Genomic DNA, 23374 nt, shown 5'->3' on the forward strand with positions numbered 1-23374 from the left:
GTGGTCAGTCAACGCAGCGCAGACGGATTCCAGCATCACCCTGGATGAGTCTACCCAGCAAGCCGAGCCTATTTGGTCCGGCCAACTCTATTCCAGCCTGCGGGCCTTCCCGGATGTCGCCGGCTTGGCTCACAGGCTGTGGCGACTTGTCGTTTACCGCTTGAACAGGTTTTTTACGTATTAGCAGTGCTCATGTAGGCGGTACTGATGTCCCATGCAAGAACTTGCGTTTGTCACGATACCGGGGTTGCCCCAGGCGGCACTCGGCCCACGGCAAGCAGCGCTGGCGCTGCTTGCCGTGGGCGTGCATGCGCACGTGTTTGCAGCCGACATGAGCAGAAAAATGCCTGAAACCGCTTCAGTCGTTGCGCAGGTGCAATCGCTGGACCGCTTTCAGGCAGAGCAGGAACGATTGAAGAAGCTGATTGAGGGCAAACCCAAGGCCTACGAGGACAAGGTGATGGACCCAAGCACCTTGCCTGCGCTCGATGCCGCCGATGGCTTGCCACCTGACGGGTCTCAAATGGGGTTTCGCAGCTACATGGTGGAAAGCCGTTACGGACTGGCCCAATCCAAGGTGACGGGGTTGAGTCCAAGCCGGGCCAGCGAATTTGGCTTGCGCACCGAATACCGTCAAGAAACCCTGAATTACGGCGACATCTTGCTGCAGGCCGATGGACGTCACAGCAGCGGTGACCCCTTCCTGAATGCGGGGCTGCTGGGTTACGCCAGCGAAACATCGAACGCCCGCCTGACCTTGCGTAACCTGGGCTTCCCGATCACGCCACACACCTTTGCCGACACCTCACTGGGGGACATTTCCAGCGAAGTGACGGATGCTTTCAGTCGCAGTTACAGGCTGTCGCTGGGTAACAGCACGGTGCGCGGTCTGAGTACCCGAGTGTTTGCGAGCGATTTTGATCTACGCGTCGGCGTGGGCAAGCGTGGCTACCTGAGCGGGGGGCCTTATCCTGGCTTTGAGGCAAGCAAGGGCACGCTGGCCTGGCTAGGCTACACCCAGCGTTTTGCCGGCAATCTGTATGCCGGTGTGCAATTCAACCAAGCCACTGGGGTCGCGCCTCTGGATTACTACAACCTGCTGGCCAGCCCGACCATCGGCCCAACCATGGGAGTTCGCACTGTGGCAGCCTCCTTTGGCTACGGCCGCGAGTTGCTTGCCGACGGCGACAAGAAGGTTCGCGTCATGCTGCTGCGCAGTCAGACCTCGGCAAGCTCAGTAAGTAGCAGTAGCAATGCTCGGGGCGTTTTTGTCGAAGGTGGCTTCATGTCCGGGCGTTTCCGCCATGAACTGGGCACGTACGTCGCCGGCCCCAATCTGCTCTTTGGCGATTACGCACTGGCTTCCGACAACCGGGGCGGCTATTGGCGCGTCGACCATGCGGGCTCCCGTCTCAGCTGGGGTGGGGGTATTGACTACGGGCAGCAAAATCCCCATCGCGATCCAGGTCGCATTACCGACAGCCGCGTCGCCGTCAACGCCAACGCGCAATACCGTTTGGGCCGAGACACATCGATCGGCGGCAATATCAACGTCAGCGATACCCGCTACAACAACGGCTCAGTACTACCCGCGCTCACTTCCAGCGGGTTGCGAAGCCTCAACGCCAGCGCTTTCTACAGAACGCGGTTCTACGACTGGGGGAGCAGCAGCTTCAGCGCCACGGTGTACAGCAATGCCGCATTGGTTGCCGATGCTCCGGCCGCTACCGGCGATCAGTTTCAATGGGAACAAGACTGGATCACCGGTAAGTACGAAACCATGCGCCCCGAGCTCTCCACCATCCTGGGCCTGGCGCGCGACCGCAATGGTGGCGTCACGCACACCTATCCCACAGCAGGCATCCGGTTTCGCTACTGGGTCGACGCAAGCTGGAGCATGAGTGGCAACCTGAACTACACCTCTAGCACCAGCAACCTGTCCACCAGTCGTGGGCTTTCGGGAACGCTGAACACCGAGCGCAATCTTGGCGGCGGCTGGCGATTCGGCGCCATGGTCAGCCTGAACCAGGCCGTGCTGAAGACCAACCCAGGTCAGGGTGTGGCGAATGTGTCGGGCTCGTCCTTCCTGACTCCGCTGCTCAGCCGTAGCGACAACAAGTCGTTCTATGTTTACCTGCGCTGGGAGGGAAGCAGCGGCTCACCCTACCGGGCTGTCGGCGTGCGCAGCGTCGACGCCGCTGGTTCTGGCGGCATCCGGGGCGTGGTGTATTTCGACGCCAACCGTGACGGCGAGCAGCAGGTCGGCGAAGGTGGTGCACCCAGCGTTGAGGTCTTTCTGGACGGGCGCGAAAGTGTCACCACCGACCGCGACGGCCAGTTCGAATTTCCGATGGTAGCCACCGGCCATCACCAATTGACGCTCAAGCTCGAAAGCGTGCCGCTGCCCTGGGGCGTGGCATCCGATCGAAGTTTGGACGTAGACGTTCCGTTGCGTGGTCAGGCCAGCGCCCGCATCCCCGTGGTGCGGGTGGGGCAATGACCAGGCAGCTAACAAAAAGGGGTGTCCGGCAGCGACTTGTCGCCGAAGGAGCTCAACAATGCAATTAAGAATATGAAAAGGAAAATTGATATGAAAAAGCTGCTAAGCGCTCTGTCCTTGGCTATCTGCTCCGGTCTGGTCCTGGTCAGCGGCAATGCCATGGCTGAGCAAACTATCGGCGTGCAGGCTGCCACTGCACCGGCAATCGCTACGGCGCGAGTCAATGTCAGTGTCGTTGTGCAAAAAGTGGTCGTCCTTCGGATCGGCGATGCAAACGCGACCGTCTCGGCCGTGACCTTCTCCGTTGGCCCCAACCCGGCGATTGCAGGCGCTCCGGGCGACTCGCTGGCATATGCCGGCGCGATTCCGCCCGTCATCGGTACGACGGTTGCAACCACCAACCCCACCACGTCAGCGGGTGCGTTGACGGTTGGCGCCTGGACCAATGCTTCTGCGGGCGCCAGCCTTTCGTGCTCGTTGAGCGCATTGAGTGGTGCAACTGCCTTCGCAACAGGCGCAACTGCGGCTGGTGTACCTGGTACCACCGACATCACAGTGACGAGTGTCGCGGGGGCCGGCAACCTGCAAACTCCCGGTGCAACGTTGGCTGCTTGCGGAACATCCACTTCGACGATTGCCAGCCGTACGACCCTGGGCGGGACCTTTACCTATGGCACCAGCTTCACGGCTACTGATCTGGCCGCAGGCACCTACGGCAACACCGTCACCTACACGGCAACGACGCTGTAAGCTGGTGCTGCGCCACCCCAGGGGGCCCAACGTGCCCAGGCCACGACCTTCCCGAGTGCGCGCGCGCGCGTGGTTGCGCATGGTCGTGGGAGGGGTGACCGCCCTGTGTCTCGTGTCCGAGGCCGGGGCGGTCGTGACGATCAGCAGTATTTATCTCGGAACTCGCACGCTCACCTTGCGGGTGGGAACAGCGACGGCCGGCGCCATTGATACCGTCCAGTTCAATGTAGGCGGCGCAACGGTAGGCAACTCGTTGCCCTATGCGGCTGCTGTTAATGGCAATGGGGTTGCCATCGCGGCCAGTAGCGGTGGTGCGGTGGCAATTAATATGAAGATGCAAGTGCCCGCCTCAAAGGTACCGCAGAACGTTACAACCACGGTGACTTATCCTCCAGCGCTCACGTGCATTTCGGGCGGCTGCGGCAGCACAGCCATCCCATTTTCGAAGATCAGATGGACCACGAATTCCCCGTCTTCGTTGGACTTTCAAAGTGGATATTTCTCTGACGGGGGATCGCCGAAGACCATTCAAAGCGGTCAGCTCAACTCGACCGCTGACCCTTTGATATCGTTGGTGGGAGGCACGTTTGACGTCTCCAACACAATGACGTTCATGTACATCAACGACGTGGCGTATCCGGCTGGCAACTACAGCGGCACCGTCACATATACGGCCACGCTGCCATGAAGCTGCATGTGCTGGTGCTGAGCTTGGCATTGGGCGCAGCGCCGTGCTTCGCTCACGTCGAGCGGCTCGATGATTCGGCCTCGCCGCGCGGCCAAGTGACATCGTCGCCCATGCTGTCCGAGCAAGGCCAGCCGCTGGACAAATATATGGCGGGGCCAGCCCCCACTGTCGGCATCGTCAAGTTTGGTCGGGTCGAGTACAAGCTGGCCACAGCACGCTTTGTTGGCAAGCCGGCGCGAATCTATTACGTGGTCCCGGCCGTCATTGTCGGTTTGCGCTCGCCTACCGGCTTGCGCGTGGAATGGCGCGGCAATGGGCATTTTGCCGACGGCATAGCCCGCCCCGGCCAGCGTGTCCTGGTCTGGTCTGGCATGGTGCGCGAGACTTACATGAGTGTGGGGCTGGACCTGACGATGCGGATCGAGCTGCGTGAGCTGCAGTTGCGCTCGGGCGCGGGATTGGCCTTTGAGTCTTTTTTTGAGATTGAGGTATCACCATGAGCTGGGTTTTACAGGCCGTGAGGTGGCGGCAAACCCTGAGAGCAAATTTGGCGAACGTTTGCATGGCACTGGTGGCGTTGCTCGTGACAGCATCGGCCTTGGCCGCTCCGTTCGAAATTGCCATTTCGCCTTCGCGTTATGAGCTATCTGGAAAAAGCGCCGGTCGTGTGGGGCAGTCGCTCGACATCATCAACGTGGGTCGCAGTGCCACCGAGGTGTCGGTGCGGACCCTTGATTGGTCTTACTCGACTGAAGGCGGCGTCACCTACATCGATGAACTGTTGTCCAACAGTTGCCGGCCGTGGGTCACGCTGGAGCGCAAAACCGTCAAGATCGGAGCCGGCAGCAGGGCCTCGTTTCGCTTTCAGGTGGACATACCCACCGATGCGCCGCGTGGCGAATGCCGCTTCATGCTGGCAATCGAAGGGGTCGAGCCAGCTTACAACTCCCTGATCCAAGGGGGGGGCGCTAGCTTGAGCCTGCCTGTGAGCGGGCGCATCGCCGTGGCGGTTTACCTGAGCGTGAACGGCGCGGAATCCCAACTCGCGTTGACGCGGGTGGGTGTCAAGGAGGTCAACGGCAAACGCACGCCAGTGGTCACGGTCAGTAATACCGGCGATGCGCATGGACGGCTGGATGGCAGCCTGGACGCAGTGGACGCCAAGGGCGTGGAGTTTGAACTGGTACCCGAAGGCACGCCTGTCATGCCCGGGCAAACCCGCACACTGCCACTGAGCGTCAAAACCGAACCCAACCAGAAGCCCCTCGAAGTGACGTATCCCGTCAAAAGCAGCGGTACGCTGGACTGGGAGAACGGTAGCTTCAAGGTTAATGCCGAGTTCAAGTGAAACGACCGTTGCCAGTGATAGCCAGCAAGGTGCGGACTCGTCAAGCGGTGGCCTTGTCGCACCTTCTGGCACTGTGCCTGCTCGCCGCACCGGTGGCGCACGCGGACCAAAAGGTTGTCTCGGGCAACACGGGCACGTTAACGGCCGCCGTTCAGCTGAATTTCAATATCGCCATTGCCAAATATGTGATGCTTCGGGTTGGCAATGCTGATGCCAGCGTGTCTGCCGTGACTTTCACGGCCAAGCCGAGCCCCGCTCCGGGTAATTCCCGGGCCTATGCCGGTGCAATCCCTCCCGCACTCACCACGACGGTGGGAAGCACCAACCCCACGTCGACAGCGGGTACGCTGACGGTCGCGGCATATACCAACGTTGCGGGCACGACGCTTACGTGTTCATTGAGCCCATTGGCTGGTGCAACCGCTTTTGCAGCGGGCGCAACGGCAGGTGGCGTCCCTGGCACCAGTAGCGTCACCGTAGTGAGTGGTGCTTCGGGTACCGTTCAGCATCCGGGCAACAGCCTGGCTGCCTGCAACGGAGCAACGACTTCGTCCATCACTAGCCTCACGGCAATGACTGGCACCTTCACCTATGCCGCTACCTTCGCGGCCACCAGTCTGGCAGCGGGTACCTACGGCAATACTGTGACCTACACAGCAACAACACCTTGATTCGGCAGGTGCGGATTCTGCATTCCAAGGGCATGCGTCCATCCCGACAGGAATTTCCCATGAACGGGCTCGCTTTGTCGTTCTAAACCAGGATCACGCAGTGTTGGCGCCGTCCGGAAATTGAGCCAGTGGGGTTGAGGCGGAAATCAACACGCAGTGCTTCCGCGATGGAGAGACGATCCAGAGAGTTACTCGAATACACCTCTATCGCCGACGCATTAGGCCAGCTTAGACAAAGCTGACATGAACGTAATCGAAACGATGGCCGAACCGACTTCCCGTAGTGTGTCCGCCATGTTCAGGCTGGCCAAGCGCTTTTCAATGCTGCGCAGCACAGCGTCGATGCACGTCAGCCAATCCAGTCATCCGCATCACCTGGAAATTCGCTTCGCTCGTGCCAGCACGCTGCATATGGCAAGGTCAAGCACCGGTGACATTGGGGTTGATTGATCACCTCATTGTCGCGGGGTGTTCAACGCTATCCATGGCGGAGCGGAGGTTGATGTGACGGCGGAGCCTTCGGACTCCTTCTCACCGCGGTCAGATCGATGGGAAAGGACCCAAGCCTACGAGCCTCAACCGCCAGGACGGCTGTTGGTGCAGCCACGAAGGCTGCTTTTCCTTTTATGGCTGGCGCAGGGGAATGCGGTTTGCCGTCACTTCAGAACCATTGCCCGAGCGACGAATAATGCCGTAGAGCATGCCGGATTCGCTGCGATCGAAAGCAATGCCTTGGCCCGCGAGATCAGCGGGAATGGTGCCGGTCCATCGCAGAACAGAGCCCATCTTTGGCAACTCCAGTACATAGAGCTCGGTGTTGTCGTGCCCCGTGATGTAGAGTTTTCCATCCGGCCCCCATGAGCCACCGGAGTTGCTCATGTCACCGAACTTTTCCACCAGTTTGTCGGGCAGCACCCAAGCCTGCGCCACCGTCCATTCGGGCGTAAAGCGGACGATCTGCGTGGTGTACTTGTTTCCATACGCAATGGGGCTTTTGTCGAACACGCGGTTGTAATTTGCAAAGGCGCCCCACCATCCGCCGGAAGCATCGCGGTCGATCCAGGTCAACGACCCGCGGTCGATACCCAAGCTGTGGCTTTGCAGGTGCTTCAACGAGGCTGCGTCCCAGACTTCAATCGAACTGGTCATGGGCCAGGCTGGATAGTTCGAGTGCGCGGTGTAGAGTTTGCCATCGAGGACTGCGCCACTGTCCATGTGAATGATCGGACCGTCTTTTTCGCCCTCCCAGCGCGCAAGTTGGGTGCCGGTCTTCTTGTCGAATTTGGCGATGACGCGGTTGTCGATGGCATAGAACGAGGCGGCATCAACGGCCACGGCCTGGCGAGCATCCTTGATGGTGAAGCGCGCAACGGTTGTGGCAGGCTTGATGGATTCCTGCGCAACTACGGGTGGCGTTGCGAACATGAATGCGGTCAGTGCAGGGATGGTCCAGTGTGAGATCGACATGATGTTTGTTTGCAGGAAATTTCAAAACGCACCGAATGTACAAGAGAGATGTGTCAGTCCTGCGCGAGATTCGGTTCTTTCGATGACGTCACTGCCATGCGGTCGAAGGTGTCCAAGCATTTCTTGATGGATTGCCGCTGACAGGCTTCGCGATAGAGTGCCGTTGAAAATGTGAAATCACTGGCTTCGCTTTCGCCAGCCCTTTATTTCCAAGGCTGGAGTTCGTGCACTAACAAACTGGCTGGCCCGCAACTTGATATGAGCAACTGCGACGTCTAATGAGGGCTGCTGCATGATCACAATGTCTCCTTGCAAGAGGCCACAAAGTGATATTTCTGCGAAGCCCGCATAACGACCGTTGGTTGTTTTTTTGAAGTGAAACAAACACGACCATCCATCGTGAAGATCCGCTGTGATTGGTGTCGAACTTGCGAATTCCACCAACATACTCCCAGGAGCAAATCACCACCCGGCGTTAGCTCGCCGACTCTCCTGTGTGACGTACGAACTGATCGAGTGCAAGGAGGAACAACGCAGACATGGTGAACATCAAGACCCAGCCGGGCAATTGCAAACCACTGACGACGGCCAGGCCCTGAGGAATCGCCTGCGGGTTGGCTGTGGTGCAAATGAAACTCGCGGCCGCCATGCCGGTGTAGTGCATCGAGCAGACGGCACCGCCCATCACGCAAGCAGCCAGCGCCCGAATGACAAGCGTGCGTGTATTGAATGCGAGCCACAGCGCCACGGTCGCCACGATGACGGCAATGAGCACGGACAGGCCGATGATCGGATACGACCAGGCGATGAAGCCCCCAAAGCGCATGCCGAACATGCCTAGGTAGTGCATGACGACGACACCCATGCCCAGCAGGAAGCCGGCCACGAGCAGACGCACCTTCTTGCGAGGCGCAGCAGCTACGTAGGCAAGTGCGATGGCGGTTGCTACGACGGCAGCGACCAATGAAATCAGCGTCTCGCCCATCGAGTACGACACACCGACGTGCAATTGCAGCGCGAGCATGCCGATGAAGTGCATGGCCCACACACCGACACCGCCCAAGGCGAGTCCTGCGGTGGCGGCGTGATAGAGGTTGATTCGGCCTCCCGGCCCCACGATCCGGCGTGCGGCGATGAGCGCGATGAAAGAGCCCGAGACCGAAATTAAATAAGACAACGCGACCAACGGCACGTTGTATGAAGGCCAGAGCGGTGTGCCCATGCAATCCTTGAATGTGTGACAGCAAAATCGGGCTTCGGCCGCTTTTTTCTTCCTTGCGATCGAAAGGGACCGCAACGCCGATATCGGCACTGACGAGTGCTGGATCTAAGCCGAGCTTGTAAGGCCGCGGGTAGCAGCCGGTATGAGCTATTTTGTTTTAAGTATTAAATTTAAAGTAATAAATAAAGATTAAATTTTGTCAATTCATCGCGAGGAATGTGAGGACGTCACGGAACGTCGCACGTACTTGTTCGGCGTGAACGCGCCATTCGGCATCGCGAAGGTCTTTGGCCGCGAGGTGATTTCTGTTGAAGATGTGGCTGCGTTTTCGCTGAGCGCCGATCCGGGATCGCGGTGCCTTGGGCAGAAACTCGCCGAAGAAGTTTGCTCACGCGCGAGATCTCGGTTGCTGCTGAAAGGCTCCGCGATGAGTTCCCGCGCTGCGCAAGCTGTAGCCGCTCGAGGGGCAGGGGCCCGACGAACTCGCCTTCGCCTTGATCGACACGGTGGCCGCCCACCCAACGCCGCTGGCACTCCTCCTTGACCGCTTCGCAGTGCTGCAGAGTCCGGTCGTGCTCGGCCTGGTGCAGGAATTGATCGATCGGCTGCCGCGTGGCGCGCAGTTGTTCATCGGCTTGCGCGGAGTGCCCGAGCTGGGGCAGGCTGGGCCGGCTGCTAGAGGTCGAACCGACGCAGCTGCGTTTTTCCAAATCCGAGGGGGACGGTTTTCTGCGCCAACAGCGCGGCCTCGTCTTGCGATCGGAGGAAATTTGTCGCCTGCACCGCAGCACCGAAGGCTGGGCGCTGCACCGTGGCTGGTGTCCGTGACGCGGCTGGAGCAGCGCGCCAACGACGATGTTGAGGTGCGCGCCCACGCACCTGCGCAACATCAACATCAAGCGCGATGCACGCAACCCGATCAGAACCGCGTCGTGAAGCAGTGGATTTGGCAGAAATGGCCATGGACTTTTCAGACAGATTGCGACTTCACGCTTGCTGAACTCGTTCTATCGAGCCGAGGACATTGACAAGATCCGAATCCTCCGAGCAGCTGGGCTCATCGCTGCCCTCATACCCGCGCCATCAGATTCCTTGGCGTTGTGGGGTGATGTGGGGGAGTGCAGTCCTTACAGTGACGCAAAAAGGCGCGAAGAGCTGATCTGAAATTCAGGCTGCGCGGGGAGCCCGCACCGTGAGCCCTAGGAAGTCGTGGATGTATAGCTATAGCCTCGACGAACGCCTTGCCGCCTGAACAGGTGCCTTCCGCGGCGTTTGTCAGCCCAGCAACTCGATTGCCGCTTGGACGATGGGTCGTGCCCACGGCGGCGTCGCTGCGAGCACCGTGAGGTCGTTGGGCTGCGGAAAAATGGGCGCGCCCAAGCTCAGTTCAAGCACCAGGACCGGATCGGCAATGTCTTCTCCGAGCAGGGCTTCTGCGCTGTTGTCGAAGACCTGCAGCCGCGTCAGCTTCGGCAGCAGTTGAATGAGGTTGGCACGTGACGCGATCCAGCGCTCGCGAATTTTGGCTTCGGGAATGTGGTGGCCCCCACGGGCCACCCTGGCTCGTACACGGGCAATATGCTGCTCGGGCGAAGAAAGGCCGCAATAAATCATGATCACGTCGTGGCTTGATGCGGCGCGGGCGAGCAATGCGGGGATGGTGTTCGCGCCCAGCGTGGTTTCGAACGCGTAGCTGGAACCTTGCGCGATCGCTGCCTCCAGTCGCTCGCGGCCGAGGTTCCAGGCGAGGGCATTCGCTTCTTCTTGCGTGAGACCGAGCTGCGTGATCAGTTCTCGTGCGCAGGTGTCCGGGTTGAACCAAGTCAGCCCGTGATCGGCGAGCAAAGCGCCCCCGACCGAGCTCTTGCCGGCTCCGTTGACTCCGGCCAGCACCAGGATGAACGGACGCGCGGCCACTGCCATCAGAACGTGTCGCCGGCCTTGGGACGCCGCTCCAGCTTGCCCTTGGCCGCGAACAGCCTGCCCACCTTCGCCGAGGCATCCGGCTGCTGCAGCACGCCAAGGCGTGCGTCGAAGCGGCGGCCGAGTTCATCGAGCACCGACTGCTCACGCGCCTTGAGTGCCTGTGCGTCTTCCACCAGTTGGTTGTAGGTAGCTGCGGTCAGGAGCACCATCTCCACTGTCGAGTGGTTGGTGACCGCCACGCTGCCCGACTGCTGGACCTGGCGAACCACGTCGCCCCATCGGTTCTTGACGTGGGAAGCGTTCTGACGGGGTAGGTCGTTGAGGCTGGGCAGGACGGCGGCCATGATGTGCTCCTTTTTCGCCATTATGGCAAAAATGGCAAAAATAGACAATTTTCAGAAATGGCAACCTCCTGCGCGTCGCTCTCGCTCACGAAGGGCGAAAGCAGTAAGGTCTGAATCCGGCTCAAGAGGCTCACGCAGTCCATAGCCGCATGCAAGCCCGCTATCAGCTCAAGGGCCTCCTGCTGCGCCATGACGTGCGCTACACCGGCAAGACCTCGTGGTGCGGTGCCTACTACCGCTGGCTGGGGACGCTGAATTTCGGCGCCGGCGCCGCCCAGACGGCGTTCACCGAATACTGGCAGGCCGTGACGGCGGTAGATGATCGCGTCGATCGGCTAACGAAGGCGCTGCAGGCCTCGATCGCTGGTTGGCGCTTCGAGCCAGTGGTCGGTGCACTGCAGGCACTGCGTGGTGTCGCCGCGATCACGGCGATTGGCCTGGTGGCCGAGATCGGCGACCTCGGGCGCTTTGCCCATCCGCGCAAGCTCATGGGCTATCTCGGACTGACTCCGTCCGAGCACTCCAGCGGCGAGCGCACGAGCCGCGGCAGCATCACCAAGACGGGCAACGCGCATGCACGTCGACTGTTGACCGAGGCCGCCTGGAATTGCCGCTTCAAGGCGCGCATAGGACAAAGGGCGCAGGCTCGACAGCAAGAGTTGTCCGAGCCGATACGAAGGGTGGCCTGGACGGCGCAGCTGCGGCTGACCCAGCGGTTTGCAGCCCTGAATGCGCGTGGCCTGCAAGCCAACAAGGCCTGCGTAGCGGTCGCAAGGGAGCTGGCCGGCTTCGTCTGGGCCGTCGGTATGCAGGCGCAGCGCGAGAAAGTCGAGCCAATCTGAATAGCGAAGGAAGCCCTCGGGATCGATCTGGTGATGCGGCACGAGCAACGATAGGGCAACCCTCGAGCCTGTTACCAGGGCACCGCAAGGATGATCCCCGACCTTAGAGCGAGGCAGGCCCACCCACGACGAATCGATGAAGTGCAGGTACTGAATCCGCGGATATGAGCTTGATTCATCGTCGCTGCAACGCTCGAGTCGCATCACCCGATCGATCCCCCAAACATCCAGCCAAAAACACATGCACCGATGATTCTTGACAGAGGCGACCATATGAACAGGCTGCTGAATTACCTCGCCCCAAGGTCCCCATCAGGATCGGCAAGTGCGTTGTCTTTGCAGACCTTTTGTCAACCCCAAGCTCCAATGTCGCACGGCCAGCCAGATAGAAATGTCGCATTCTTCCTTCTTGAAGGACTCCAGCGAACGCCGTGACTGCCTTGCCTTTGAGCGTGCACAGGCCTGTCAGCCGGAGGCCAACACGGTGGATTCTTGGCCGCTTGGCAGACCGCTCTGACAGCTTCGTTGAGATCTTGTGACGTGAACTGCCTCGACAAGGCCTTGGTTGCGGCCCGAAGCCCGTCGGGCCAGCCTCGTACACGATGTGCAGTTGCTCGGCGGTGCCGACCTTGACCAGCACCCTCAGTAACTTGTGCACGTCGTGCGGGACCTTGCCGATCAACCGTCCCGGCGCCCGGCCAGGTTCGGCTGCCGCGACGCTGATGCTGTCCTTGTGGACGTCAAGGCTCACGTGAAACTTGATATGCACTTCCATGGTCGGTCTGCTTGTTGCTGACGACGAAAGTCACAGCATGTAGCTCTGCACGCCTCGGCGTGCAACCTACGTTGTTGGAGACCGGCCGCTTATCCAGGCAAGGCGACCATCATGTCTAGGCCGTGTTCAGATTCGCGCGGCCGGCTCTGAAGTTTCCAAAGGCACCACTGCAGAAAACTGTTCCTGCATCAGTTTGCGTGCATGGTCAATGAAGGCACGCGGAAGACGTTGCCGAGGCTTGTCCCTAGGCAGCATGGCGCACACGGGAATAGCAACACGAGGCCGAAAATGGTGCGCTTTGAACTTGGAATGCCAACCTGATTTCGCCGTCAGTTCATCTACCAGCCCAATGCCGAGTCCCTCTTCGACAAGCGGGCTGGCCACATTGGCAAAGCGGATTTCAAAATCTGGCGCGAAATGATCCCCCGAACGTTGGAACACCTCCGCGATCATTGCGCCCAACGGGCTACCCGGTGGCGGCCCCACCAAGCGCCGCCCCCTCAAATCGTACGGCGTCACCACTGGCAGGTCATGCAACGGATCATTGATCGGGCTGATGCACATAATCTCCGCTTCAATCAGAACTTCACGAATCAGTCCGGGCCGTGTTGGAGGTTTCATCGCGACGCCGACGTCGGCGATGCCGCTCTCCACACCGTCCAGAAGGTCGTCCATACGCAGGGTTTCCAGCGTGACCCTTACATCCGGATGATCTGCGATGAAATGCCGCAGTACTCTGGGCACCAGAAATTCTGACAGTTCCGCTGTCGCAAAGATGCGCAGGACACCGGCCTGGCCTGTTCGGAGGTCCCATGCTTTTTGTTGGATGGCCTGGTGCATCAGGAACAACGGTTCGGCATCGGCAAACAGGATGCGCGCTTCCTGTGTGGGCACGAGTCGATTGCTGATGCGGTCAAACAGGAGAAACCCCATTTTTGCTTCCGCCAGCTTGATCGCATTGCTGACCGCCGGTTGCGACATACCAAGCTCCTCTGCGGCTCCGATGGTGGTGCGGTAGCGCATGACGGCTCGCAGCACTTCAAGCTGTCGTAAATTGATTAATGTGCGAGGCGTAGAACTTGTCATTGATGAATAAAAGTCTAAGAGCGACTAACAAAATCCTTTCATCGCCAAGCGCGAGGAATGCGTTTGAGGAGCGATGGGACGAATCAGAAACCAGGAAATCAGCGCGGCGCTGTACAAGAAGATCGCGCCATTGTTGCCCGTGGTGACACTTCTGCCAAGGGCGGGCGGCCGCGACTGGTAGGCCACAGGGGTGTGGCATGGCCTGCACCTGAGACTGTTATTCGAACTGCGCAGCGCCGACAAGCTCGACTTCAGCCGAGTCAGCATAGAACGGGCCAGCGTGCCAAGCCCTTGCGGGGCCCGCACACGGGGCCCAACCGGCGCGCGTCAAGGTAGTTGTCGCCTCTTTCATGCAGCCAGCCGCTGTATGTCTGATGCCCACGAATGTGTCTGAACGACGCAGTCACGTTCGGGGTTGGGGGTCACCGCGCCGCGCTCGTGGCCCGAGAAATTGGGTGCGGACAAAGGCTGCGACTACACGCGATGCCGTGCCCATCTCAAGCGCCACGGGATCAAGGATCGCATCGCTCGCAAGGGCATCGAGCGCAATGATTGGCTCGGGCGCCACCGCTGGGTGGTCGAACGCACTCACTCCTGGCTGGCTGCCTTGGGCAAGCTGCGCGCCCGATTCGAGCGCCGCACAGAGATTCATGTCGCGCTGCTTCCTTGGCCTGCTGCATCATCAGTGTTCGAACTCTCGCCCCGTCTTGTTAGCCGCTCTTAGTGTTAACGCGCCCCACCCCGCATAAGCGAGCACGATGTATGCCGTTCAAGCATGCGCGGCACGTGCTCCATGGCATGGTTTTGGTGCTGATTTGACTCAAGGCACACCAGTGCCAGCCACAAATGCACCAAGTTCATTCATATACAAAATTCTTATAGTCGACTCTCCTATTTTTATTGGAGTGTGCTGAGCATCGCCGCTATCGTTTGGGCTTCTTATCCACCAAGAACCCGTCCTCATCTCCAGTTTCTAACGAAGGAAAACCCATGGTTAATGTTTATTTTTCCCGTTCTCTTGTGGCTGCTGCTGCGATGCTTGCGGCCTTGGCAGTGACATCCGCGATGGCGCAGGACTGCACACCGCTCATCCCCAAGAGCGAACTAGTGAAAGAGGGAAAGCTGACGCTGTCGACTAATCCAACACTGCCTCCGATTCAGTACATTGACTCTAACGGCAACTTGAAGGGTATGAATATCGAGCTTGGCAATGAAATCGCCAAGCGACTTTGCCTGCAGCTCGAGACCATCCGCATGGATGCTCAAGCCATGATCCCGGCATTGAAGGCCGGCCGTTTTGATGGAATTAATACCGGCATGTTCTTTACAGAAGAACGCTCGCGCGTGATGTACACGGTGCCGTATGCGCTTTCGGCGATTGATATCGTCATGGCGCCTGACAAGACAAGCACCGTCAAGGCAGCGGAGGATCTGTCCGGGTTGGCTATCGGAGTGGAATCAGATAGCTACCAGGAGCGCTGGCTTCGCGACCGTGAAAAGGACAATGTCGCCAAGGGTCGCAAGTCACTGAAAATCCTTGCGTTCCCGACGGCCAGCGATGTAATGGCCGCGCTGCGCGCAGGCCAGTTGGACCTGGCGGCCTTTCCTAACTACGCTGGCGGCGATTTCGTCAAACGCAAACAGGCGGTCATGGTTCTGCCGGCACAGGGCCAATCTCCCACGATGATGTCGTTCCGTTCGCGGCCCATCGCTGAGGCAGTGTCCAAGGTCATGACCGACATGGTGAAAGACGGGACTTACGGAAAGGTGCTCGACCAGTACGGCATGACCAAGTTGCCCGAACGCGTGATCACCATCCGCGGCCCCGGCCCCGTCTAAATTTTTAGAGTTGACTGCGCATGAAAAGTTTCAATTTTGCTGACTTCCTGAGCTACCTGGTCAATGGATTTCTCCTGCAAGGTGTATTAGTGACGCTGGCGATGACCGTCGCCACCGTCATCGGTGGCATGTTCTTGGGGATGGTCGTGGCTTTCATGCGCATGTCAGGCAACAAGGCGTCATCACTGATAGCTCAAGGCTACATCGGGTTGTTCCGCGGCACGCCGCTGTTGATCCAACTGGTCATCATCTACTCAGGTTTGCCGCAGTTGGGCCTCAAGCTGGGTGTCGTGGAGTCGTCGCTGCTCGCATTAATCCTCAATGAAGCCGCCTACATGTCGGAAATAGTTCGCAGCGGTTTTATGGGCGTGGCACCCGGGCAACGCGAAGCTGCAGACTCGCTCGGATTGCCGCGCTGGCTGGTGGTCTGGAAGGTAACGCTGCCACAAGCATTTCGCCTCATGATTCCACCGTTGGGCAACTCCATCAACGGATTGCTGAAAGCAACGTCCATTACCTCCGTGATCTCGATGGAGGAACTGATGCGGCGCAGCCAGATGGTGATGCAGGAGAAGTTTCAGGTGCTGGAGGTGTTCTGCGCTGCGGCGGTCTTATACCTGTTGATGACCATGATGTGGGGATTTGTGCAGACACGACTCGAAAAACGCTTCGGTGCATCGGCCCAGGGCCGATAGTGCCCGGATCCACAAGCTGCTCGATGACAAAAATATCGCTCAGAGGCGTGACCGTTGCGACGGTCCTGCCGTTTCTTTCTGCAGGCAGCATTGACTGGCCGAGTTACCAACGTCTGCTCGCCTACTGCACCGCACCGGCTGGGATTTCATCCGTGTTTGTAAATGGCCACGCTGGCGAAAGCGCGGCGCTCAGTGGCGCAGAGCGTACGAGCGTGATCCGCTTCACTCGTGAAAACATGCGCGCTGACCAGCTGCTTATTGCAGGACTTGTCGCGGACACAACGCACGAGGCGGTGACCCAAGCAAAAAAATCCCGGGACGCGGGCGTCAATGCATTGACGGTTTTTCCGCTGCCGCCGCTTAGTGGCGGAGCAACTCGCGGTGCACAGGAAGTGCTTACGCATGTGCAGGCCATCGGCGAGGCCGCGGACTTGCCATTGGCCTTGTTCCAATACCCGATCAGCTCCGACGCGGCTTACAGCACTGAAGTGCTTGTTGCTCTGGCAGAACTCCCCTGGGTCATCGGAATTAAGGAAGGCAGCGATAGCATGACGCTGTATGAAGACAACTGGCGCGCGGTCAAAGCCGCAGCGCCGGACGTAGCCATCCTGCCGTCCAATTTTGATTGGTTCCTACCTCAGCTGGCGGTTGGTGGAGACGGCATCCTGTCCGGCCTCGCCAGTCTGGCCCCGCATGCCCTGGCCCACCTCTGGGAAGCCAGCGAGCGCAATGACCTTGTGGCCATGCGGGCGGTCAGCGATTCACTGTATCCGCTAGTGCGGGCGATCTATGCCTTGCCGCGATCCGATATGTATGCGCGCATCAAGCTGGCGCTGCACCAGCTTGGCATGATCGATTCAGCACACTCCAGAACCTCTAAAACGACCGTTAGCACGGAAACCGCCACAGCCCTCGCTGTCGCCATGAGGCATGCGGGCCTCATCACCGGCGCCAGGGCTTGAGTTGCCCGCCGCCGTCTTTCACTTGCAGGACTCCACCATGATCAATATCCAGAATCTCCACAAGTGGTACGGTGACTACCACGCGCTGGACAATATCAACCTCACCGTGAACAAGGGCCAACGGGTCGTGATCTGCGGACCTTCGGGCTCAGGAAAGTCCACGCTAATCCGCTGCATAAACAGGCTTGAGGAGCACCACCGTGGCAGCATCCTGGTAGACGGCATCGAGTTGACCGCCAGCGCCAAGAACGTTGTGGCGATTCGACGTGAAGTCGGCATGGTGTTCCAGCAATTCAATCTGTTTCCTCACCTGTCGGTACTCGACAATCTGACGCTTGCGCCGATGTGGGTGCGTAAGGTGTCCCGGCAAGAAGCCGAACAGCAGGCCATGCACTACCTGAAGCGTGTACATATCTCCGAGCAAGCCCACAAATATCCGGGCCAGCTCTCAGGTGGACAGCAGCAACGCGTGGCGATTGCGCGGTCCCTGTGCATGCAACCGAAAGTCATGCTATTCGATGAGCCCACCTCTGCTCTTGATCCTGAAATGATCAATGAGGTGCTGGATGTGATGAGCGAACTGGCCAACGAGGGCATGACCATGGTCTGCGTGACTCATGAAATGGGCTTCGCCCGCAAGGTGGCCGACACCGTAGTGTTCATGGACAAGGGCCAGGTGGTGGAAATGGCTCCGCCAGAAGAGTTTTTTGCACAACCCAAAAGCGAGCGAACGCAGCTTTTTCTTAAACAGGTAACGACCCACTGAAAGCAAAAAAACGGCAGACTTTGTGTGCCGTCTTTACCTTTGAAAAACGCTGATGACAATAGCGTTCGTGCGTGTCAAAGGACTCACGCTTCAAAGTCCGAGTGGCCCAAGAAATATCGGTTCCAGCAAGTCACACTCCTGCAGGTTCAAGCCGGGTCCACCGCGATCGACCACCACAAAATCACTCACGCAGGACAGCGCCAGCAAGGGGTGGTGCCATACGCCCCTAGCGTAATTCACGCCTTGCCAGCCCTGCGTCACAAAGCCACGCAATCCATGGGGCCGACCATCAAGATCGGACGCCACGACCACCAGATACGGCCAGTCGCCCAAGGGAACAAAAGCCTGCGAACCCAGCGGATGGCGCTCCATCATCGTCAGCTGCATGGGCAATGCACGCGGCTGGGCACGAAAAAGGCTGAGTAAGGTTTGACCCTTTCCAACCGTCACATCAATGTTGGCCAGATCGTGAAAGCGCGTGGTGGTGCCGCCATTGATGAGCAACTCGCGGGCGCCCGCCAACTCGATGACATCACCGAAAGGGGCAAAGCCTTCGCGGGTCAGGGGCTCCAGGGCAATCGTATTCATATCAGGCTTCGATGGTTTTCAAGCGCAAGCGTTCGAAATTGTCCACATAGGGAGTGAACTCCATGAAACCCTTGACTGCCAGGAATTCCGGCGTTTCATAGACCCAGTCGCCTGCGACTTCATAAATGGTCACATACTTCGGACCGCCTTCAAGCGACAGATAGCGCTTGGCCGAAAGCCAGCCGGGACAGCCCAGCAAGGCCGGCACATGCACCTCGGCGTACCAGGTGTTAAAGGCCTCTTCATGCGACGGATCAATATCCACGCGCACGATGTGAAGCATCGGAGTCGCTGTCATGAGGATCACTTTCGGCGATTGGCTGAGATCAGGTGTTGGCCAGCGGGGCGGCCACCGACTTGACGCGTGGAAACTTGAGCGTAGCTTCGGCCCTGAGCACTTCCTTGCCGGCCTCGTCGGTCGCACTGGCACGCCAAACAAGGGAGCGGGTGTCAGGATACTTCTCGGTAATCCAGACCCGAAAGCTGATCGTGTCGCCGTAGAACACCGGACCAGTGAACCAGAAACGGTCTTCAATGGACACGCCCAGCGTGCCGGCCAGTTCGCTGCTCAGCACACTGGTGCATAAACCTGCCACCATGATGCCGGGAGCCAGGCGGCGGCCAAAGCGGGTGGTGGCAGCATAGCTGTCATCCACATGGACCGGACCAAAATCCCCGGTGGCGGCAATGTACATCGCGCCATCGGCTTCGGTCACGGTTTTGCTGACGCTGACTTCATCGCCTACATGCAGGCTGTCAAACGGTTTCAGTTCGTACATGTCAGCCTCTCGCCAGTGCCGGCACCAGGGTGACCGTTCCGGTGATGGCTGGCTCGCCGGTACTGATGGTGCAGGCCAGGTCGAAATGCAACGCAGCCGTCTCGACGCGCGTGATCGTCACACTGGCTTCCACGGTTTCTCCCACCAGCGTGGCCGCTGCAAACTCCAGCTGCGTCGCCCCCAATCGCCAGGCCGGTCCGGCCAGACGGTTCAGTGCGGTGGAGGCCAGAGCGAGAACGGCAAACTCGAAAGCCACCATGCTGTTGAAACCGGCGGCGCGGGCGGCGCGCTGGTCCACATGCAAGGGGGCCAGATTGCCGCTAATGCCGGTAAACATGGCCTGTTCGGCCACAGTGATGGTTTTACGAAACGACATGGTGTCGCCGACTTGCGGCGCGGGAGCGGAGTGGGTCATGATGGGCAGAACTGGAGTTAGAGGGAAAGCCCGTTTTTGATCACACTGCGGGCAATCAGCATGCGGTGGATTTCAGAAGTACCGTCATAGATACGGGTGACGCGGCTGTCCCGATAGATGCGTTCGAGTGGCATTTCCTTGCAAAAGCCCATGCCGCCGAACACCTGGATGCCCCGGTCGGCGACACGGCCGATCATCTCGGATGCATAGAGCTTGACCATCGACACTTTGTCACGGGGGTCGCGGCGGCAGTCGAGCTCCCAGGCCGTACTGAGCACCATGGAGCGGGTAGCAAAAATTTCCGTGGCTGAATCGGCAATCATTTGTTGCACCATCTGGAAGTCACCGATCGGCTTGCCGAATTGCTGGCGGTCACGCGCATAGTTGCGCATCATCTCCAGCACGCGCTGGCCCATGCCCACAGCCCGCGCGCCAATGTGCGCTAGGCGGATGCCAGACACACTTTCCATGATCAACTTGAAACCGCCACCAACGGTCCCGAGCACGCTGTCGGCCGGAATGCTGCAGTTCTCGAAGACCAGTTCCGCATGACCATAGCCGCGGTGGCCCATCATCGGCTGTGTGCGTGTCACCGTGAAGCCGGGTGTGCCCTTGTCGACCAGGAACAGCGTGATGCCGCCCTTGGCGCGCTTGTCCTTGTCGGTCAGCGCCATCACGATGATGTAGTCGGCGATATCGCCGTCGCTGATGAAATGCTTGGTTCCGTTCAAGACCCAGCGGTCACCGTCCAGGCGCGCCGTGGTCGAAATCGACGCGGCATCCGAACCCGCGCCCGGTTCAGTGATGGCCATGGCACAGATGCTGTCGCCCTTGACGGTAGGCAGCAGATAGCGCTCTCGCTGCGTCGGATTACAGGCCATCAGCATGGGATAGACCTGGCCGAACACGCGGCGAATCAGTGCATCGGATGTCTGGCCGAGTTGTTCCTCGACCAGGCACATATCGACATGGCTCAGGCCGCCGCCGCCCACTTCCTCGGGCATGTTCATCGCGAACAGCCCGAGTTCCTGGGCTTTGCCGCGCACCAGGCTCAACTTGTCGGCCGGGATTCGGCCCGTTTCCTCAACTTCGGTTTCCAGCGGCTGCACTTCGTTGGTGACAAACTTGCGGACGGTATCCACAAGCAGCTGCGATTCTTGAGAAACGGAAAAATCCATCATGTGGTGAGTCAGTGGTTGACGTATTAAAGAGGAACTCAAGCGCGTGGGTCTTGACCTGCTGCAGTGGACTGGGCTGCAGGGATGCCCACCACGCCCGACGCCACCAGCTTCCGCCGCTCGTCATCGCTGTAACCCAGCGATGCCAGGACGGCGTCGCTGTCGCAACCCGGCTCGAAAGGCATGCAGCGGTAGGCAGGCAGCGCACCGTCGTAGCGCAAGGGGTGGTTGACCAGCACGGCCTTGCTGCCATGCACATCGATTTCCCGAAAGGCTTCGTTGTGAATGGCCTGCGGATCGGTGCGCAAGTCGTCGTAATCCTGCACCCGTTCAAACCAGATGCCGTGCGCATCGAAAGCCTTGGCGATGTCGTCGAACCGGCGTGGCGCCAGTTCGGCGGCCACTGCCTGGGCATAGCTATCCCGCTCGGCATAACGGTCAACGTCCTGCAGGCCTCGCAGGCTGGCGCTGTCCAGCGCCAGCGCCAGCTTAATCGGGTCGGTCATGGACAGCGCAATACTGCAGTCAGTCAGCGCGTACACCCCGTACGGAGCATCGTGGTACCAGCTGCCCACATGGCGGTCACGCACCAACGGGTTGCGCCGATTGCTGACGGCGTAATACTTGGTCAGCGCCTCGGTCTGCAGGTCAATACCGGCGGCAAACAGGCTGCCTTCAACGCGTGTGCCTTCGCCAGTCTGAAGCTTGTGCACACAGGCCCCCAGGATACCCATGGCGAGCAAGGCCCCGCCGTGCTGGTCAACGACAGCGGCGCCCACGGCGCTGGGGCCTGCCACACCTCCACCGGTGGCCGCGATCAACCCCGAGCGGGCCTGCATCAACAGGTCCTGGCCGGGACGATGCGCAGCCGGGCCGGTCGTTCCCAGGCCGCTGGCCGATGCGTAGATGATGTCTGGCTTGCGCCGCTTGATGGCTTCGTAGCCCAGCCCCAGTCTGTCGAGCACACCGGGCCGGAAGTTTTCGATCACCACGTCAGCCTCGTCAATCAGCCGGAGAACCACCTCCAGCCCTTCGGCACGCTTCAGGTCGATGGCCAGGCTCTTCTTGTTGCGGTTGGCCGACATCATGAAGGCGCTGACACCCTCTACATACGACTGCCCCCCTGACCAGTGACGCTCGAAGGCGCCTTGGAGCGGCTCGATCTTGATCACATCGGCGCCCATGTCGGCCAGGTATTGGGTGCACGCAGGCCCCTGCAGGTAGTGGCAGAAGCTGACGATTTTCAGGGTGATGTTCATGGCCCAAGCTCCTTATGTCGTGACGGCGGAGGCCGGACTCCCGACCACGCCGGCATCGAGCAGAGCGTCGATTTCAGTGGCGGCGTAGCCCACCTCGCCCAGGATGTCGCGCGTCTGTGCACCGAGCGCCTGTGGCATCCACCGCAGTGGCGGCGACAGGCCGTCATAGCGCACAGGATGGCCGACCAGCGTGACTGGCTTGCCCTCGATGCTGGGCGCCGACATGAAGGTACCCAAATGCTTCAATTGCGGATCGGTCTTCAGGTCTTCGTAGTCCTGCACCGGCGCATGCCAGATATTTTCCTTTTCCAGCGTCGGCAGCCATTGGGCCGTCGTGCGCTCCGTGAGGCGCCGCGCCACTATTTGCGTGATCTCGTCGGCGCGCGTGAAGCTGTCGGACGGCAAAAACTTCAGCAGGACCGGCAGTTCCAGGGCTGCGGCCAGGTCAGCCGGGGACGCCATTGAAACGGCCAGATGACCATCGGCCGTGGCATGAATGCCGGAGGGTCCGGCGCTGCACCAGCTAGCCCGCCCATGCGCGCCGCGCGTGCTGGCAGAAGACGCACCATTCATCCAGGCCGTGAGCGATTCAGTCTGCAGGTCAATCGCAGCCTGCAACAGACTGATCTCGACCAGCTTGCCTTGGCCGGTGCGTGTGCGGCCCAGCAGCGCCGCGAGAATGCCCATGGCAAAGAGCGAAGCGGCATGCTGGTCAACGATGACCGGACCCGCCGGCGTGGGCGGGCCGTCGGCCTGGCCAGTGCGGGCGGCCAGCCCGCTACGCGCCTGTAGCAGCAAATCCTGACCGGGCTTGTCACAGTCCGGGCCGTCGGCGCCGAAGCCGCTGGCCGAGGCATACACGACGCGTGGGTTGAAGGCCTGTACCTGTTCATAACCAAAGCCCAGGCGCGCCATGGCGCCGGGGCGAAAGTTTTCCATGACCACGTCGGCGTTCTCCAGCAAGCGGCGCGCCACAATCCGGCCTTTCTCACTTTTCATGTCCAGCGCTAGGCTGCGCTTGTTGCGGCCGGTAGTGAGCAGATTGACGCTCTGGGTGCCGACGAAATGGTTGGCGACCGCCCAGTTGCGCTGAAAAGCGCCGTCGATAGATTCGACGGCGATAACGTCGGCGCCCAGGTCGGCAAGCATCTGCGCCGCCATCGGACCGGCATGAAAGTGGTTAAAACTGATGACACGAATTCCCGAAAGCATGGGCATACCTAACAGGTAATTGGCATCATGGGGAGCTTCGGAGTATGGGTTGCTCGCCGAAC

24 protein-coding genes and 2 pseudogenes are annotated in these 23374 nt (G+C 59.8%); 14 read left to right on the top strand and 12 right to left on the bottom strand.

The window, feature by feature from the left end; genetic code table 11:
• Window positions 1–214: 214 nt before the first annotated feature.
• The 7 genes from AC57B8_RS07815 to AC57B8_RS07845 all read left to right on the top strand — a co-directional run bounded on the left by AC57B8_RS07815 (window position 215) and on the right by AC57B8_RS07845 (window position 6407).
• Entirely contained in the window at window positions 215–2500 is a 2286-nt protein-coding gene (locus tag AC57B8_RS07815) for an SdrD B-like domain-containing protein (RefSeq protein ID WP_496479176.1), read from the top strand.
• Window positions 2501–2521: 21 nt separating this feature from the next.
• Window positions 2522–3250: a hypothetical protein gene (locus tag AC57B8_RS07820; RefSeq protein ID WP_496479177.1), complete on the top strand. Its 729-nt coding sequence runs from the start codon at window positions 2522–2524 to the stop codon at window positions 3248–3250.
• A gap of 133 nt (window positions 3251–3383) precedes the next feature.
• On the top strand, window positions 3384–3938 hold the full coding sequence (locus AC57B8_RS07825) for a hypothetical protein (protein WP_496479178.1): 555 nt from the start codon (window positions 3384–3386) through the stop codon (window positions 3936–3938).
• Window positions 3935–4438 (top strand): hypothetical protein, encoded by a 504-nt coding sequence (locus AC57B8_RS07830; RefSeq protein ID WP_496479179.1) that lies wholly within the window; start codon window positions 3935–3937, stop codon window positions 4436–4438. Before AC57B8_RS07825 ends, AC57B8_RS07830 begins: the two co-directional genes overlap by 4 nt.
• The gene (locus tag AC57B8_RS07835) at window positions 4435–5286 is read left to right on the top strand and encodes a fimbrial biogenesis chaperone (protein WP_496479180.1); all 852 of its coding nucleotides are present in this window, start codon (window positions 4435–4437) and stop codon (window positions 5284–5286) included. Before AC57B8_RS07830 ends, AC57B8_RS07835 begins: the two co-directional genes overlap by 4 nt.
• A gap of 14 nt (window positions 5287–5300) precedes the next feature.
• Window positions 5301–5957, top strand: a complete 657-nt coding sequence (locus AC57B8_RS07840; protein ID WP_496479181.1) for a hypothetical protein — start codon at window positions 5301–5303, stop codon at window positions 5955–5957.
• Between the two features lie 243 nt (window positions 5958–6200).
• Window positions 6201–6407 carry a hypothetical protein gene (locus AC57B8_RS07845; protein ID WP_496479182.1) on the top strand — a complete coding sequence of 69 codons (207 nt, stop codon included), beginning with the start codon at window positions 6201–6203 and terminating at the stop codon, window positions 6405–6407.
• Between the two features lie 174 nt (window positions 6408–6581).
• On the opposite strand, the gene AC57B8_RS07850 is transcribed toward AC57B8_RS07845, so the two are convergent.
• Both AC57B8_RS07850 and AC57B8_RS07855 read right to left on the bottom strand, forming a co-directional pair.
• Window positions 6582–7424 carry a hypothetical protein gene (locus tag AC57B8_RS07850; RefSeq protein WP_496479183.1) on the bottom strand — a complete coding sequence of 281 codons (843 nt, stop codon included), beginning with the start codon at window positions 7422–7424 and terminating at the stop codon, window positions 6582–6584.
• Between the two features lie 475 nt (window positions 7425–7899).
• The gene (locus AC57B8_RS07855; RefSeq protein ID WP_496479184.1) at window positions 7900–8646 is read right to left on the bottom strand and encodes an MHYT domain-containing protein; all 747 of its coding nucleotides are present in this window, start codon (window positions 8644–8646) and stop codon (window positions 7900–7902) included.
• Between the two features lie 494 nt (window positions 8647–9140).
• On the opposite strand from AC57B8_RS07855, the gene AC57B8_RS07860 reads away from it, so the two are divergent.
• Window positions 9141–9674, top strand: coding sequence for a hypothetical protein (locus AC57B8_RS07860; RefSeq protein WP_496479185.1), 534 nt, complete (start codon window positions 9141–9143; stop codon window positions 9672–9674).
• Window positions 9675–9921: 247 nt separating this feature from the next.
• Here AC57B8_RS07860 and AC57B8_RS07865 read toward each other — a convergent pair whose 3' ends face one another.
• Together AC57B8_RS07865 and AC57B8_RS07870 are read right to left on the bottom strand one after the other, a co-directional pair.
• Window positions 9922–10569: an ATPase gene (locus tag AC57B8_RS07865; RefSeq protein ID WP_496479186.1), complete on the bottom strand. Its 648-nt coding sequence runs from the start codon at window positions 10567–10569 to the stop codon at window positions 9922–9924.
• On the bottom strand, window positions 10569–10916 hold the full coding sequence (locus AC57B8_RS07870) for a type II toxin-antitoxin system prevent-host-death family antitoxin (protein ID WP_307695802.1): 348 nt from the start codon (window positions 10914–10916) through the stop codon (window positions 10569–10571). Before AC57B8_RS07870 ends, AC57B8_RS07865 begins: the two co-directional genes overlap by 1 nt.
• A gap of 134 nt (window positions 10917–11050) precedes the next feature.
• On the opposite strand from AC57B8_RS07870, the pseudogene AC57B8_RS07875 reads away from it, so the two are divergent.
• A pseudogene (locus AC57B8_RS07875) lies at window positions 11051–11758 on the top strand (transposase); the annotation flags it as partial.
• A gap of 901 nt (window positions 11759–12659) precedes the next feature.
• Here AC57B8_RS07875 and AC57B8_RS07880 read toward each other — a convergent pair.
• Window positions 12660–13619: a LysR family transcriptional regulator gene (locus tag AC57B8_RS07880; protein WP_496479187.1), complete on the bottom strand. Its 960-nt coding sequence runs from the start codon at window positions 13617–13619 to the stop codon at window positions 12660–12662.
• Between the two features lie 430 nt (window positions 13620–14049).
• Between AC57B8_RS07880 and AC57B8_RS07885 the strand changes: the two are divergent.
• The 5 genes and pseudogenes from AC57B8_RS07885 to AC57B8_RS07905 form a co-directional block, all read left to right on the top strand.
• Window positions 14050–14343 (top strand): annotated as a pseudogene (locus AC57B8_RS07885) (IS5/IS1182 family transposase); the annotation flags it as partial.
• Window positions 14344–14609: 266 nt separating this feature from the next.
• The gene (locus tag AC57B8_RS07890; protein WP_496479188.1) at window positions 14610–15458 is read left to right on the top strand and encodes a transporter substrate-binding domain-containing protein; all 849 of its coding nucleotides are present in this window, start codon (window positions 14610–14612) and stop codon (window positions 15456–15458) included.
• A 20-nt stretch (window positions 15459–15478) separates the two neighbouring features.
• Window positions 15479–16153: an amino acid ABC transporter permease gene (locus tag AC57B8_RS07895; protein WP_496479189.1), complete on the top strand. Its 675-nt coding sequence runs from the start codon at window positions 15479–15481 to the stop codon at window positions 16151–16153.
• A gap of 23 nt (window positions 16154–16176) precedes the next feature.
• Window positions 16177–17115 carry a dihydrodipicolinate synthase family protein gene (locus tag AC57B8_RS07900; protein ID WP_496479190.1) on the top strand — a complete coding sequence of 313 codons (939 nt, stop codon included), beginning with the start codon at window positions 16177–16179 and terminating at the stop codon, window positions 17113–17115.
• 37 nt (window positions 17116–17152) lie between these two features.
• Entirely contained in the window at window positions 17153–17881 is a 729-nt protein-coding gene (locus AC57B8_RS07905) for an amino acid ABC transporter ATP-binding protein (protein ID WP_496479191.1), read from the top strand.
• 90 nt (window positions 17882–17971) lie between these two features.
• Here the strand turns inward: AC57B8_RS07905 and AC57B8_RS07910 are convergent, their stop codons facing one another.
• From AC57B8_RS07910 to AC57B8_RS07940, 7 genes are read right to left on the bottom strand one after another with little or no spacing between them, the layout of a single operon-like run.
• Complete coding sequence (locus AC57B8_RS07910) at window positions 17972–18469, bottom strand: ureidoglycolate lyase (protein ID WP_496479192.1); 498 nt, start codon at window positions 18467–18469, stop codon at window positions 17972–17974.
• 1 nt (window position 18470) lies between these two features.
• The gene (locus tag AC57B8_RS07915; protein WP_496479193.1) at window positions 18471–18752 is read right to left on the bottom strand and encodes a hypothetical protein; all 282 of its coding nucleotides are present in this window, start codon (window positions 18750–18752) and stop codon (window positions 18471–18473) included.
• Window positions 18753–18795: 43 nt separating this feature from the next.
• Window positions 18796–19248 carry a MaoC family dehydratase gene (locus AC57B8_RS07920; protein WP_496479194.1) on the bottom strand — a complete coding sequence of 151 codons (453 nt, stop codon included), beginning with the start codon at window positions 19246–19248 and terminating at the stop codon, window positions 18796–18798.
• 1 nt (window position 19249) lies between these two features.
• The gene (locus AC57B8_RS07925) at window positions 19250–19663 is read right to left on the bottom strand and encodes a MaoC/PaaZ C-terminal domain-containing protein (protein ID WP_496479195.1); all 414 of its coding nucleotides are present in this window, start codon (window positions 19661–19663) and stop codon (window positions 19250–19252) included.
• A gap of 17 nt (window positions 19664–19680) precedes the next feature.
• Entirely contained in the window at window positions 19681–20841 is a 1161-nt protein-coding gene (locus AC57B8_RS07930) for an acyl-CoA dehydrogenase family protein (protein ID WP_496479196.1), read from the bottom strand.
• A 38-nt stretch (window positions 20842–20879) separates the two neighbouring features.
• Window positions 20880–22100 carry a CaiB/BaiF CoA transferase family protein gene (locus AC57B8_RS07935; protein ID WP_496479197.1) on the bottom strand — a complete coding sequence of 407 codons (1221 nt, stop codon included), beginning with the start codon at window positions 22098–22100 and terminating at the stop codon, window positions 20880–20882.
• A gap of 12 nt (window positions 22101–22112) precedes the next feature.
• Window positions 22113–23318: a CaiB/BaiF CoA transferase family protein gene (locus tag AC57B8_RS07940; protein ID WP_496479198.1), complete on the bottom strand. Its 1206-nt coding sequence runs from the start codon at window positions 23316–23318 to the stop codon at window positions 22113–22115.
• Window positions 23319–23374: the final 56 nt, after the last annotated feature.

It is taken from the genome of Variovorax sp. BGA-UO-ETr-C22, from assembly GCF_059567965.1.

Coding starts and splice junctions, on each gene's coding strand:
- AC57B8_RS07815 (WP_496479176.1), top strand. CDS start 215: ATGCAAGAACTTGCGTTTGTCACGATACCGGGGTTGCCCCAGGCGGCA.
- AC57B8_RS07830 (WP_496479179.1), top strand. CDS start 3,935: ATGAAGCTGCATGTGCTGGTGCTGAGCTTGGCATTGGGCGCAGCGCCG.
- AC57B8_RS07835 (WP_496479180.1), top strand. CDS start 4,435: ATGAGCTGGGTTTTACAGGCCGTGAGGTGGCGGCAAACCCTGAGAGCA.
- AC57B8_RS07845 (WP_496479182.1), top strand. CDS start 6,201: ATGAACGTAATCGAAACGATGGCCGAACCGACTTCCCGTAGTGTGTCC.
- AC57B8_RS07850 (WP_496479183.1), bottom strand. CDS start 7,424: ATGTCGATCTCACACTGGACCATCCCTGCACTGACCGCATTCATGTTC.
- AC57B8_RS07855 (WP_496479184.1), bottom strand. CDS start 8,646: ATGGGCACACCGCTCTGGCCTTCATACAACGTGCCGTTGGTCGCGTTG.
- AC57B8_RS07865 (WP_496479186.1), bottom strand. CDS start 10,569: ATGGCAGTGGCCGCGCGTCCGTTCATCCTGGTGCTGGCCGGAGTCAAC.
- AC57B8_RS07870 (WP_307695802.1), bottom strand. CDS start 10,916: ATGGCCGCCGTCCTGCCCAGCCTCAACGACCTACCCCGTCAGAACGCT.
- AC57B8_RS07880 (WP_496479187.1), bottom strand. CDS start 13,619: ATGACAAGTTCTACGCCTCGCACATTAATCAATTTACGACAGCTTGAA.
- AC57B8_RS07890 (WP_496479188.1), top strand. CDS start 14,610: ATGGTTAATGTTTATTTTTCCCGTTCTCTTGTGGCTGCTGCTGCGATG.
- AC57B8_RS07895 (WP_496479189.1), top strand. CDS start 15,479: ATGAAAAGTTTCAATTTTGCTGACTTCCTGAGCTACCTGGTCAATGGA.
- AC57B8_RS07900 (WP_496479190.1), top strand. CDS start 16,177: ATGACAAAAATATCGCTCAGAGGCGTGACCGTTGCGACGGTCCTGCCG.
- AC57B8_RS07905 (WP_496479191.1), top strand. CDS start 17,153: ATGATCAATATCCAGAATCTCCACAAGTGGTACGGTGACTACCACGCG.
- AC57B8_RS07910 (WP_496479192.1), bottom strand. CDS start 18,469: ATGAATACGATTGCCCTGGAGCCCCTGACCCGCGAAGGCTTTGCCCCT.
- AC57B8_RS07915 (WP_496479193.1), bottom strand. CDS start 18,752: ATGCTTCACATCGTGCGCGTGGATATTGATCCGTCGCATGAAGAGGCC.
- AC57B8_RS07920 (WP_496479194.1), bottom strand. CDS start 19,248: ATGTACGAACTGAAACCGTTTGACAGCCTGCATGTAGGCGATGAAGTC.
- AC57B8_RS07925 (WP_496479195.1), bottom strand. CDS start 19,663: ATGACCCACTCCGCTCCCGCGCCGCAAGTCGGCGACACCATGTCGTTT.
- AC57B8_RS07930 (WP_496479196.1), bottom strand. CDS start 20,841: ATGGATTTTTCCGTTTCTCAAGAATCGCAGCTGCTTGTGGATACCGTC.
- AC57B8_RS07935 (WP_496479197.1), bottom strand. CDS start 22,100: ATGAACATCACCCTGAAAATCGTCAGCTTCTGCCACTACCTGCAGGGG.
- AC57B8_RS07940 (WP_496479198.1), bottom strand. CDS start 23,318: ATGCCCATGCTTTCGGGAATTCGTGTCATCAGTTTTAACCACTTTCAT.